At 69.5% G+C, this 10,384-nt stretch carries 16 protein-coding genes; 5 read left to right on the top strand and 11 right to left on the bottom strand.

The window, feature by feature from the left end; all coding sequences use genetic code 11:
* Positions 1-172 precede the first annotated feature (172 nt).
* The 8 genes from B3K53_RS16165 to ruvC all read right to left on the bottom strand — a co-directional run bounded on the left by B3K53_RS16165 (position 173) and on the right by ruvC (position 5,109).
* Entirely contained in the window at positions 173-634 is a 462-nt protein-coding gene (locus B3K53_RS16165) for an ExbD/TolR family protein (protein ID WP_292085665.1), read from the bottom strand.
* Between the two features lie 3 nt (positions 635-637).
* Complete coding sequence (gene tolQ, locus B3K53_RS16160) at positions 638-1,390, bottom strand: protein TolQ (protein ID WP_292085664.1); 753 nt, start codon at positions 1,388-1,390, stop codon at positions 638-640.
* A 124-nt stretch (positions 1,391-1,514) separates the two neighbouring features.
* Positions 1,515-1,970 (bottom strand): tol-pal system-associated acyl-CoA thioesterase, encoded by a 456-nt coding sequence (gene ybgC / locus B3K53_RS16155; protein ID WP_292085663.1) that lies wholly within the window; start codon positions 1,968-1,970, stop codon positions 1,515-1,517.
* A 3-nt stretch (positions 1,971-1,973) separates the two neighbouring features.
* Positions 1,974-2,375, bottom strand: a complete 402-nt coding sequence (locus tag B3K53_RS16150; protein WP_292085662.1) for a hypothetical protein — start codon at positions 2,373-2,375, stop codon at positions 1,974-1,976.
* Positions 2,376-2,449: 74 nt separating this feature from the next.
* Positions 2,450-3,478: a Holliday junction branch migration DNA helicase RuvB gene (ruvB, locus tag B3K53_RS16145; RefSeq protein ID WP_292085660.1), complete on the bottom strand. Its 1,029-nt coding sequence runs from the start codon at positions 3,476-3,478 to the stop codon at positions 2,450-2,452.
* Positions 3,475-3,744, bottom strand: a complete 270-nt coding sequence (locus B3K53_RS16140; protein ID WP_292085659.1) for a hypothetical protein — start codon at positions 3,742-3,744, stop codon at positions 3,475-3,477. Before B3K53_RS16140 ends, ruvB begins: the two co-directional genes overlap by 4 nt.
* 65 nt (positions 3,745-3,809) lie before the next feature.
* A complete protein-coding gene (gene ruvA, locus B3K53_RS16135) occupies positions 3,810-4,433 on the bottom strand; it encodes a Holliday junction branch migration protein RuvA (RefSeq protein ID WP_292085657.1) in 624 nt (207 codons plus the stop codon).
* 157 nt (positions 4,434-4,590) lie between these two features.
* Entirely contained in the window at positions 4,591-5,109 is a 519-nt protein-coding gene (ruvC, locus tag B3K53_RS16130) for a crossover junction endodeoxyribonuclease RuvC (protein ID WP_292085656.1), read from the bottom strand.
* A gap of 95 nt (positions 5,110-5,204) precedes the next feature.
* On the opposite strand from ruvC, the gene B3K53_RS16125 reads away from it, so the two are divergent.
* Genes B3K53_RS16125 through B3K53_RS16115 form a run of 3 tightly spaced genes read left to right on the top strand, consistent with a single transcriptional unit; the run spans position 5,205 to position 6,971 of the window.
* On the top strand, positions 5,205-5,618 hold the full coding sequence (locus tag B3K53_RS16125) for a MarR family winged helix-turn-helix transcriptional regulator (RefSeq protein ID WP_292085654.1): 414 nt from the start codon (positions 5,205-5,207) through the stop codon (positions 5,616-5,618).
* Complete coding sequence (locus tag B3K53_RS16120; protein WP_292085652.1) at positions 5,611-6,846, top strand: MFS transporter; 1,236 nt, start codon at positions 5,611-5,613, stop codon at positions 6,844-6,846. The genes B3K53_RS16125 and B3K53_RS16120 overlap by 8 nt, the downstream gene beginning before the upstream one ends.
* Positions 6,843-6,971: a hypothetical protein gene (locus B3K53_RS16115; protein ID WP_292085651.1), complete on the top strand. Its 129-nt coding sequence runs from the start codon at positions 6,843-6,845 to the stop codon at positions 6,969-6,971. The genes B3K53_RS16120 and B3K53_RS16115 overlap by 4 nt, the downstream gene beginning before the upstream one ends.
* A 28-nt stretch (positions 6,972-6,999) precedes the next feature.
* Here B3K53_RS16115 and B3K53_RS16110 read toward each other — a convergent pair whose 3' ends face one another.
* Entirely contained in the window at positions 7,000-7,704 is a 705-nt protein-coding gene (locus B3K53_RS16110; protein ID WP_292085649.1) for an MgtC/SapB family protein, read from the bottom strand.
* 62 nt (positions 7,705-7,766) lie between these two features.
* Positions 7,767-8,465, bottom strand: coding sequence for an MgtC/SapB family protein (locus B3K53_RS16105; RefSeq protein ID WP_292085648.1), 699 nt, complete (start codon positions 8,463-8,465; stop codon positions 7,767-7,769).
* Positions 8,466-8,591: 126 nt separating this feature from the next.
* On the opposite strand from B3K53_RS16105, the gene B3K53_RS16100 reads away from it, so the two are divergent.
* The gene (locus tag B3K53_RS16100; RefSeq protein WP_292085647.1) at positions 8,592-9,254 is read left to right on the top strand and encodes a hypothetical protein; all 663 of its coding nucleotides are present in this window, start codon (positions 8,592-8,594) and stop codon (positions 9,252-9,254) included.
* 19 nt (positions 9,255-9,273) lie between these two features.
* Here B3K53_RS16100 and B3K53_RS16095 read toward each other — a convergent pair whose 3' ends face one another.
* Positions 9,274-10,047 (bottom strand): YebC/PmpR family DNA-binding transcriptional regulator, encoded by a 774-nt coding sequence (locus B3K53_RS16095; protein WP_292085645.1) that lies wholly within the window; start codon positions 10,045-10,047, stop codon positions 9,274-9,276.
* Between the two features lie 122 nt (positions 10,048-10,169).
* On the opposite strand from B3K53_RS16095, the gene B3K53_RS16090 reads away from it, so the two are divergent.
* Complete coding sequence (locus B3K53_RS16090) at positions 10,170-10,379, top strand: hypothetical protein (protein ID WP_207825389.1); 210 nt, start codon at positions 10,170-10,172, stop codon at positions 10,377-10,379.
* Positions 10,380-10,384 lie beyond the last annotated feature (5 nt).

The raw sequence follows: 10,384 nt of genomic DNA, 5'->3' as shown, positions 1-10,384 counted from the left end.
TTGTCGGCGGGCGCGGCGGCGATCTCGATGTCCGAGACGATCGACACCGGTACCGAGTTCACCAGCGGCTTGGGCTCGTCTGCCGACGACCACGAGACAAGGGCGAGCGCCACCACGCCGGCGTGCAGCGCGAGCGATCCGACAATGGCGGGACTGGGTCGACGCAAAGCCGTCAGCCCTCCGTCGTCTCGTCAGCGGCGGTGTCGGTGATCAGGTTCAGCTTGGTGAAGCCCGAGGCCGACAGGCGCGCCATCACGCGCGCCACGGCCTGATAGGGCGCGCGGCCGTCGGCGCGGATGAAGACGGCCTTGTCGCGCGCCTTGTCTCCGCCCTCTTCGGCCACGCGGATCGCCAGGTTCTCCCAGCGGACCTCGCCCTCGCCGATGAAGATGGCGCCGTTCTGGTCGATCGAGACCGTGATCGGCTTGTCGGTCGTCTCGACCGCGCTGGCCTCGGTCTTGGGCAACTCAACCGGCACGCCGACGGTCAGCAGAGGCGCCGAGATCATGAAGATGATCAGCAGCACCAGCATGACGTCGACCAGCGGCGTGACGTTGATTTCGCTCAGCGGCCGCTTGCGCGCGCGGCGACGACCGCGCCCGCCCGAGCTTCCGCCTCCTCCACCCATCGCCATGGATCAGGCGCCCCGACGCAGGTTCAGGTCAGCAGACGGCGGCGGGGGCGGCGGCGGGGCCGAGGGCGCGCCCAGACGGCGGGCGATGGCCGACTGCAGGTCGTCGGCGAAGGCTTCCAGACGGCCGGTGAACTTGCCCGCCGACACCGAGAAGGCGTTGAAGGCGATATAGGCCGGGATGGCCGCGGCCAGACCAATGGCCGTGGCGAACAGGGCCTCGGCGATGGCCGGCGCCACCGTCGTCAGATTGGTGTTGCCCGCCGCCGCGATGCTGTCGAAGGCGTTCATGATGCCCCAGACCGTGCCGAACAGGCCGATGAAGGGCGAGGCCGTGGCCACCACCGACAGCACGCCCAGACCGTTCTCGATCTTCTGGCTCTCGCGGGCGATGACCGAATCCAGCGCCCGGTCGATGCGGGCGATCAGCATATTGCCCTGCGTGTCCGTCATGGCCCCGCGCGAACGCGCCTCGCGCCAGTCCTGCAGGGTCAACACCAGCATGCGCGGCAGGGGATCGGCGGGCTGGGCGCCGGCCTGAGCCGCCACGTCTTCCAGCGACCGGCCGCTCTCGACCTGCTTTTCGAACTCGCTGGCGCGGGCGTTCATGCGGGCGAAGCGCACGCCCTTGTCGATGATGATGGTCCAGGACCAGACCGAGGCCGCGGCCAGGCCGACCATCACGGTCTTCACCACCCAGTCGGCGGTCATGAACAGCTCGATGGGATTCAGCAGCGAGGCGTCGACTGGGGCGGTCATGCGGGGTCCTTGGATGGGTCCGGTGTCGTCCGACCTTATCGAGCGGGCGGACGTGGCGGTTTCATGGCGGCGGGTCTAGCCGTCGTCGGCTCCTGCGTCACGGGGGGCCGATCTGACAACCTCGTTATTGCGAGGCTTCGCCCGACAGCCAGGGCGTCACCAGCTCGATCAACCGCTTCGTCGGTCGCCGCGGCCGCCCGTCCAGATGGATGCAGACCGCCGTCACATCGGCCCGGCACAGCGCCTCGCCGTCGCGCTCGACCGTCTGGCGGATGATCAGGCGCGGCCCCTTGATGGCCTCATAGCGGGTCCGCACCACCAGGGCGTCGTCGATCCGCGCGGGCCTGGCGTAACGGATGTTCAGCTCCGCCACGACAAAGGCCAGAGGCTCGTCCTGTTCCAGCAGTTCGGCATGGCCGACACCCGCCAGCCGCAGGAAGTCCGACCGCCCCCGCTCGAAATAGCGCACATAGTTGGCGTGATAGACCAGACCGGTGAAGTCGGTGTCCTCGTAATAGACCCGCACCGGCAGCAGGTGATCCAGTCCGTCGAAACGGCCGGCGGTCGGTTGGTCGGTCATCGGTCAGCCCCGGGCGGAAGTCGTGAACGAGGCCTTAGCCGTCGGAGCAGCTGCGTTGAAGCCCGGACAGAACTCGGCCTTCATGTCGGCGAACTCGGCGCCCAGGGGCTCGTCCCCCATCAGGATGCGGTTGGGCCGCGAGACGAAGGCCACGGCCTGCCTTTGCCCGGCGATCCCGGCGTAGCCGCAGACGGCGCGGCGTTTGCCGTTTTCCAGATAGCGCACCTCGGCGGTCGGCCCCATCTGCGTCCTGACCTGGGTCAGGGCCCGCTCTGCGGGCGTCGCCTGCGTCGGCCCGAAGCGCGCGCCCTGGCCCACAGCGAACAGGCTCAGAGCGCCGAGCAGCAGTACGGCCGCACCCAGCACGGCGATCTTCTGGTCCGTCCCGATCCCGCCTCGCGCCATCACCCGTCTCCCTTCGCCGTGGAGCATGGCCGGGTTTGATGCGGCGGTGAAGCCCTTTTGCGAATCGCTTTCGTCTACTTCCCGAACAGGTCCGGCGGCGGCGTGGGCTGAACCTGGGGCGCCGTCAGCCCCAGATGCTCATAGGCCTTGGCGCAAGCCACCCGTCCGCGCGGGGTGCGCATGATGAAGCCCTGTTGCAGCAGATAGGGCTCGATCACGTCCTCGACCGCATCGCGCGCCTCGGCGATCGCAGCCGCCAGGGTGTCCATCCCCACCGGCCCGCCGCCATAGTTCTCGATCAGGGCCTTGAGGAAGCGCCGGTCCAGACTGTCCAGCCCCTGCTCGTCGACCTCTAGACGCGCCAGGGCCCGCGCCGCCGCCAGCCGGTCGATAGGCGTCCCCTCCGCGTCCGCGAAGTCGCGCACCCGGCGCAGCAGGCGCCCGGCGATGCGCGGCGTGCCCCGCGCCCGGCGCGCGATCTCCATCGCTCCGTCCTCGGTGATGGCCGCGCCCATCTTGCGCGCCGCCCCCCGGATCACCGCCGTCAGCTCCTCGGGCGAATAGAACTCCAGCCGCAGCGGAATGCCGAACCGGTCCCGCAAGGGCGTGGCCAGCAGCCCCGCCCGCGTCGTCGCCCCCACCAGCGTAAAGGGCGCCAGATCAATGCGCACGCTGCGCGCCGACGGCCCCTCGCCGATGATCAGGTCCAGCACATGGTCCTCCATCGCCGGATAGAGGATCTCCTCCACCTGCGGAGCCATGCGGTGAATCTCGTCGATGAACAGGACGTCGCGCGGTTCCAGATTGGTCAGGATGGCCGCCAGATCGCCCGCCTTGGCCAGAATGGGCCCCGACGTGGCGCGAAAGCCCACGCCCAGTTCCCGCGCCACGATCTGCGCCAGCGTCGTCTTGCCCAGGCCCGGAGGCCCGAACAGCAGGACGTGATCCAGCGCCTCGGCTCGCCCGCGCGCCGCGTCGATGAAGACCTTCAGATTGCCCTTGGCCGCCGACTGACCGACGAACTCGCCCAGCGTCTGCGGCCGCAGGGCGCGGTCGTGCTTCTCGCCCGGCTCGGCGTCGGCAGTCACCAGACGGTCAGTCACTTGTGCTCACCCTCAGTTCCGCAGCCCTTAAGATCGGCATGATGCGTTTCATTCCAGCGAGGCTGCGGGCCCGCCAAAAGATCGTCGCCTCTGAGCTGGCAGGTGTTTGAACCATACCGGTACTCCACGCGATCCAGTTCCGTCAGCGGCCTTCTCAGAACCAGCTTTTGATCAGCTTCGAGCGCCCCATGCGCACTTCGACCATCCTTGCCAATTACCGCGAACTCGACACGTGAACCGGTGTCGTTCACCAGCACGCCGCTCACGCTTTCGCATCCCGCAAGGCCGGCTGCGCCTAGGAGCCCCAGCAGGCCCACGCGCCACTCCGCCCTCACCGCCCCAGCTCCTGCAGGGCCGCGCGGATCACGGCCGACAGCTCCGCCTCATCCCCCAGCCGGATCAGCGCCTGATCCACCGCCCGGCGCGCATTGACCTCGGCTATGCCCAGCCCCAGCAGGGCCGCGACCGCTTCGCCCGTCACGCTCGGCGGCGGCGGGGCGGCGGCGACCTCGGCGTGCACGCCCGGCGCGCTCGGGGCGAAATGCCCGTCGCCCAGCGCCTTGCCCTTCAGTTCGGTGACGATGCGCAGGGCCAGCTTGGGTCCCACCATGTTGGCGCGCGCCACCGCCGCCTTGTCCTCGCGCGCCACGGCCGAGGCCAGTTCGCTCGGCGGCAGGACGTCCAGCACGGCCAGCGCCGCCTTCGGCCCCACGCCCTGAATAGCCAGCAGCAGGGTGAAGGCTCGCCGTTCGTCGCGCGTCAGGAAACCATAGAGGCGCGGCCCCGCGTCCTCGCTCCACTGGCTATGGATATAGAGGGTGGTCTCGTCACCCGGCGCCGGCAGCCGCCCCAGGGTCCGCGCCCCGCAGGCGGCGACATAGCCCACCCCGCCGCAGTCGATCAGGCACTCCGCCTCCCCGACCTCGGCCAGCACGCCTCTCAGACGCCCGATCATGCTTTGATCCTCCCCTGCGCAGCGGGGGTGGGGGACCATCCGCAGGATGGTGGAGGGGGCGACTTCAAACGCAGCATGGGGGGCTCGCCCCCTCCACCACTTCGTGGTCCCCCTCCCCCATACGCTTCGCTATGGGGGAGGATCGCAGAAATCACGATCATGCCGCGCCCCTCAGGCTCGCACTCAAACTCAAACTCCGCCGATGGTGGGCGTGGGTGATGGCCACAGCCAGGGCGTCCGCCGCGTCCGCCTTCACCTCGCCCGCGGCGGGCAACAGCCGCCTGATCATGAAGGCCACCTGGCTCTTGTCCGCCTGCCCGGCGCCGACCACCGCCTTCTTGACCAGGCTGGGGGCGTATTCCGCCACGCTCAGGCCCGCCCTTGCAGGGGCCAGCATGACCGCCGCCCGCGCATGGCCCAGCTTCAGCGTCGAGGCCCCGTTCATGTTGACGAAGACCTCCTCGATCGCCGCCTCGTCGCAGCTATAGGCGGCGCAGATCGAACCCACCTCCTCCAGCAGGTGCAGCAGGCGCGCCGGGAAGAGCGCCTTCTCCGGTGGCGCCACAACCCCGTGCGCGATCCAGCGCAGGCGGCTGCCCTCGCTTTCGATCACGCCCCAGCCGGTGCGGCGCAGGCCGGGATCCAGCCCCAGGATGCGAGTCGTTTCGTTCGCCATCCGTTCCTATTGCCCCAAAGAGGGTTAGCGAACAATGACCGGGCGCTCGGGCCTTTCACATTGCATATGCAACGACGCTGTGCTTTGCATATGCAATGATCGACGCCAGCCCCTGCATCTGCGGCCGTCTGCGCCGCGCCTCGCGCACCCTCTCCCGCGTCTATGACGAGGCCCTGGCCCCTGTCGGTCTGACCGTCACCCAGTTCTCGGTCATGCGCACCCTGTCGCGGCTGGATCGTCCCGGCCTGCTCGAACTGGCCGAGACCACCGCCCACGAGAAGAGCGCCCTGTGGCGCACCCTTCAGCCGCTGGAGCGCAAGGGCTGGGTCGCCGCCGAGACCGAGCCGGGCGCGCGCGGCCAGAAGCTGTCCGTCACTCCTGCCGGGCTGGAAAAGCTGGCCGACGCCCTGCCCCTGTGGCGCACCGCCCAGAACCGCGTCTCCGACATCCTCGGCCCGCGCGAGGCCGCCCTGATCGCCCTGTTGACCGAGCTTGAAACCGATGTCTGACGCCGCCTCCCCGGCCCCCTCTTCCGGCCTGTCGCGCCGCGCCTGGATCATGATCCTGACCGGCGCCGTCATCGTCACCCTGTCGATGGGCGTGCGTCAGTCCTTCGGCCTCTTCCTGCGTCCCGTCGGGCTGGATCTGGAGATCGACCGTCAGACCTTCGGCCTGATCATCGCCGCCCAGAACCTGCTGTTCGGCCTCATCCAGCCCTTCGTCGGGGCCTGGGCCGACAAGCATGGCGCGGGCAAGGTCGCGGTCGGCGGCGCCCTGGTCTATCTGGCCGGTCTGGCCGTGGCGGCCACCGCCGCCGACGCCCTCGGCCTGATGCTGGGCTTCGGCGCCCTGGTCGGCCTGTCCATGGCGGGCGTGACCTTCGTGGTGGTTCTGGGCGCCGTCGGCCGCGCCGTCCCGCCCGAGAAGCGCACCCTGGCCTTCGGTATCGTCACCGCCGGCGGCTCCTTCGGCCAGTTCCTCGTGGTCCCGGCGGCGCAGGGCCTGCTCGATGCGCTCGACTGGCGTCTCACCCTGTTCGTGATGGGGGGTCTGGTCGCCCTGATCATTCCTCTGGCGCTCGGCCTGGCGGGCAAGCCCCCGGCCCCAACCGCGCGCGACGGCCTGCCGCTGAAAGCCGCGCTGAAGGAGGCCCTGACCAATCCCAGCTATGCCCTGCTCAACCTCGGCTTCTTCGTCTGCGGCTTCCACGTCGCCTTCGTCGGCACCCACCTGCCCGCCTACCTGCGCGATATGGGCCTGTCGGGCGGGGTCGGCGCGGCCTCCCTGGCCCTGATCGGCCTGTTCAACATCGCCGGCTCCTGGCTGTGGGGCGCCTGGGGCTCCAAGGGGTCGAAGAAGGGCCTGCTGACCCTGCTCTACGCCCTGCGCGCCGTGGCCATCGCCGTCTTCCTGCTGGTTCCGTTGTCCCCGGCCAGCGCCCTGATCTTCGCGGCGACCTTCGGCTTCCTGTGGCTGGGCACCGTGCCCCTGACCAATGGTCTGGTGGCCCAGATCTTCGGCGTGCGCCACCTGTCGGCCCTCGCCGGCATCGTCTTCCTCAGCCATCAGGTCGGGGCGTTTCTGGGCGCCTGGCTGGCGGGCGTGGCCTTCGACCTGACCGGCTCCTACACGGCGATCTGGATCATCTCCATCATCCTCGCCGTCATGGCCGCCCTGGCCAATGTCCCGGTGCGCGAGGCCCCGGTCGTGCGCCCTGAAACGGTCCCCGCCGAATGAGCCGCCGCCTCGCCATCGGCTGCGGCGCCATGGGTCTGCTGACGCTCGCCGCCTTGGGCGGCTGGCTGTGGAGCCGTCACGGCCTCGCCGTCTGGCTCGACGCCGCCATCGCCTTCTGCATGTAGTGCGTCAGCCGGCGCCCTCGTCGTCCTATTAGTCGTCCCTGGGCATGACCGAGAACCCGGCCAGCCCGCCCTGCTGGGCCAGCCGCGCCGACAGGTCGTCGACCCGCAGGGGCATGGGCCCGCGCGCCTTGATGTGGTGTTCGTGAATCTGGCCGTCGTGGCTGACCACATGACCGACCCGCACCGGCTTCAGCCCGCTGTCGGCCAGCAGGCCGCGCAGGGTGGCCTCGCCCGGCGCCGACCCGCGCGCCCAGCGCAGGGTCACGTCCACCACGCCCACGTGCGGCAGGCGGGCGTCGAGGAACCTCAGGATGGCCAGCACCAGCAGGGTCGCCCCCCCGGCGATCAGACCCAGGTCCCACATGCCGATGCCGAACATGACCCCCACCGCCGAGGTGGTCCACAACGACGCCGCCGTGGTCAGGCCGTGCACCGAAAACCCCTCGCGGAAGATCACCCCGGCGCACAGGAAGCCGATTCCCGTCAGGATGCCGTGCGACATCCGGGTCGGGTCGATCACCAGCCTCTGGTCCGGCAGGGCGACAAAGGCCCAGGTCGCCTGATGCATGGCCGCCAGCATCAGGACGCAGGAGGTCATGCAGACCAGGATATGGGTGCGGAACCCGGCCGGATGTCCATGATAGGTCCGCTCGATCCCGATCAGGCCGCCCGCGACCATGGCCGCCGCCACCGGCCCGATCAGGCCCCAGTCCAATACTCCGGCCACCGTCATGTCTGCCCCTCAAGCTGCGCAGGACCGCTCACCGTGGACCGCGCCGCGTCCTGCCGCAAGGGTCAGTCGTCGCGGGGATCCAGCACGTATTCCGTCACGCCCGGCAGGGCGCACAGCCGGGTCGCCAGCGCTTTCAGCTCAACCTCGCTCCCCGCCTTGATCCGCCAGCTGCGGCGCACGACCTCGCCCCGCTCGATCAGTTCAAACCGGTCATGATGCGGCGTGGGATCAATGGCCTTCAGCGCCGCCTCGACCTCGCGCTCGGGTGAAGGCCCCTCACGCCGCCAGCGCACCTCCACGTCGGTCAGCACCCGCGCCGGCAGCCGCACGCTGACCAGCCGCAGTCCCACCAGGATCAGCCCTGTCGTCACCGTCCCGACCACGCCCAGGGTGAACAGCCCCGCCCCGAACAGCAGGCCGATGGCCGAGGTGATCCACAGGCTCGCCGCCGTGGTCAGGCCATGGATCGAAAAGCCGGTGCGGAAGATCACGCCCGCGCACAGGAAGCCGATCCCGGTCAGCACCCCATGCGCCATCCGCGTCGGGTCGGTGACGATGTTCTCGTCCGGCAGGGCGCGAAAGGCCCAGTCCGCCTGCCCCATGGCCGCCAGCATCAACAGGGCCGAGGCCAGACTGACCAGGATGTGGGTGCGGAAGCCCGCCGCCCGACCGCGCCATTCGCGCTCGAACCCGATGATACCGCCCGCCACGACGGCGCCCAGGATGGGCAGGGCGAAACTCTCGATCTCGGACAGGTTCATCCCACGGCAACGGTCGGCCGCGTCGCCTGTTCCTCCCGGCGTCCAGCCTCCGGCCCGGCTCCGCTTGCCCCATCCCGGCATCGAGCGCATTCTTCCTCGATCAGCGATCGCCGAAAGGAAGCCGCCATGCGCGCCGCCCTGTTCGTAGCCTCTCTCGCCGGCCTGCCCTGCCTCATGACGACGCCCGCCGCCGCGCAGGAGACGCAGGATCAGTTCATGGCCCGCTGCACCCAGGTTCTGGCCGAAACCGCCAACATGGCCAGTTACGCCGAGGGCGCCTGCGCCGAGCAATGGCCCAAGGTCACCCGCGCCAATCAGATGGTGGACGCCATCCTGTCGGTCTTCGTCGCCGGCACGCCTTCGGCGCTCGACCCCGCCGACGTCCAGCGCCGCGCCTCCATGGTCCGCTGGACCTCGCCGTCCCAGGGCCGGCTGGCGGACCTGAACGTCGAGACCACGCGCACGCCTACGACGCAGATCATCTTCAAATGGTCGGCGACGGGCGAACCCGTGCCCTTCGATCCGGTCGAGGCCCTGCGGGTGCGCGGGGCCAGCGTCGATCCGATCGGCTGCTACGCCTTCGGCGCGGGCGAAAGCAACAGCGTCTGGCGCGTCGAGGCGCCGGGCCACGCGCCCTTCGCCCTGACGGTCTATAATCGCGAGGCGCCCACGGCCTCGGCCATGTCCCACATCACCGTCAGCGCCGACGCCGAGCGCAACATCCCGACGCTCGGCGACCTCAGGGCCGCCGAGCCGGATCCGGACTGGATGCAGACCTGCCCCCGCTAGAAGGCAGCCATCAGGACGATCAGCCCGCGTACTTGGCCGCGTCTTCGTCCGAGATGTCTTCGTTGGAATAGACCGACGACACGTCGTCCTCGGCGTCCAGGGCGTCCAGCAGCTTGAACAGGGTGCCGACGGCCTCGCCGGTGACCGGCACTTCCGACTGCGGCTTCCAGACGATGGCGGTCGACTTCGGGTCGCCCAGCACCTTGGACATGGCCTCGGCCACCTCGTTCAGATCCTCGTAGGCGGTCCAGATGACGTGGCCCGGCGCGTCCTCATAGATGTCCGGCTTGACCAGGTCGCTCTCGACGTCCGAAGCGCCGGCCTCGATGGCGGCCTCCATCACGGCGTCCTCGGTGCCGGCTTCGGCGGGATAGGTGATCTTGCCCACCTTGTCCCACATGAAGGCGACCGAGTTCATCTCGCCCAGGGCGCCGCCGTTCTTCTTGAAGGCCGTGCCGATGTTCGAGGCCGCGCGGTTGCGGTTGTCGGTCAGTGCCTCGACGATGATGCCGACGCCGCCGGGGCCCCGGCCCTCGTAGCGGACCTCTTCCATCGTGTCGGCGTCGCCGCCGGCGGCCTTGTTGATGGCGCGCTGGATGACGTCCTTGGGCAGGCTTTCGGCCTTGGCGTTGTTGACCGCCAGACGCAGGCGCGGGTTCAGGGCCGGATCGGGCATGCCCGACTTGGCGGCCACGGTGATGTCGCGCGACAGTTTGGAGAACAGCTTGGAGCGCTGCGCATCGGCGCGCCCCTTGCGGTGCATGATGTTCTTGAATTTCGAGTGGCCGGCCATGAATCTCGCTGCCAGATTTCTGAAACGTGAGGCGCGCCCTTTACTGGATGTGCGATCCTCTGTCACGACTGGGAACCGCCCGACCGCGCCGGGGATTTAGCGCAGGCAATAAGGAGACGCCTATGGCCGCCGCCGACGAAACCTATCTGGACGACGCCTATGACGAGGGCCTCGACCACGCCCACGCCGGCGAGATCGTCGAATGGTACGCCAAGCGCCCGGTCACCGTCTCCACCGCCGCCGCCACCGGCTCCCTGGTCGCCGCCTTCGCCCTGGGCGCCCTGACCGCCGTCGGAACCCTCTTCCTGCTGCGCCAGTACGACGAACGCTAGGCGCC

The sequence above is a fragment of the Brevundimonas sp. UBA7506 genome (genome assembly GCF_002479495.1).
GTDB lineage: Bacteria > Pseudomonadota > Alphaproteobacteria > Caulobacterales > Caulobacteraceae > Brevundimonas.
This window is presented reverse-complemented; position numbering and strand designations above follow the sequence as displayed.

Excerpts from the sequence above, each read along its gene's own strand:
- ruvC (WP_292085656.1), bottom strand. The coding sequence starts at position 5,109 with ATGGCGAACGAAACGACTCGCATCCTGGGGCTGGATCCCGGCCTGCGC.
- B3K53_RS16090 (WP_207825389.1), top strand. The coding sequence starts at position 10,170 with ATGGCCGCCGCCGACGAAACCTATCTGGACGACGCCTATGACGAGGGC.
- B3K53_RS16115 (WP_292085651.1), top strand. The coding sequence starts at position 6,843 with ATGAGCCGCCGCCTCGCCATCGGCTGCGGCGCCATGGGTCTGCTGACG.
- B3K53_RS16105 (WP_292085648.1), bottom strand. The coding sequence starts at position 8,465 with ATGAACCTGTCCGAGATCGAGAGTTTCGCCCTGCCCATCCTGGGCGCC.
- tolQ (WP_292085664.1), bottom strand. The coding sequence starts at position 1,390 with ATGACCGCCCCAGTCGACGCCTCGCTGCTGAATCCCATCGAGCTGTTC.
- B3K53_RS16110 (WP_292085649.1), bottom strand. The coding sequence starts at position 7,704 with ATGACGGTGGCCGGAGTATTGGACTGGGGCCTGATCGGGCCGGTGGCG.
- B3K53_RS16150 (WP_292085662.1), bottom strand. The coding sequence starts at position 2,375 with ATGGCGCGAGGCGGGATCGGGACGGACCAGAAGATCGCCGTGCTGGGT.
- B3K53_RS16095 (WP_292085645.1), bottom strand. The coding sequence starts at position 10,047 with ATGGCCGGCCACTCGAAATTCAAGAACATCATGCACCGCAAGGGGCGC.
- B3K53_RS16165 (WP_292085665.1), bottom strand. The coding sequence starts at position 634 with ATGGCGATGGGTGGAGGAGGCGGAAGCTCGGGCGGGCGCGGTCGTCGC.
- ybgC (WP_292085663.1), bottom strand. The coding sequence starts at position 1,970 with ATGACCGACCAACCGACCGCCGGCCGTTTCGACGGACTGGATCACCTG.
- B3K53_RS16120 (WP_292085652.1), top strand. The coding sequence starts at position 5,611 with ATGTCTGACGCCGCCTCCCCGGCCCCCTCTTCCGGCCTGTCGCGCCGC.
- B3K53_RS16100 (WP_292085647.1), top strand. The coding sequence starts at position 8,592 with ATGCGCGCCGCCCTGTTCGTAGCCTCTCTCGCCGGCCTGCCCTGCCTC.
- ruvA (WP_292085657.1), bottom strand. The coding sequence starts at position 4,433 with ATGATCGGGCGTCTGAGAGGCGTGCTGGCCGAGGTCGGGGAGGCGGAG.
- B3K53_RS16125 (WP_292085654.1), top strand. The coding sequence starts at position 5,205 with ATGATCGACGCCAGCCCCTGCATCTGCGGCCGTCTGCGCCGCGCCTCG.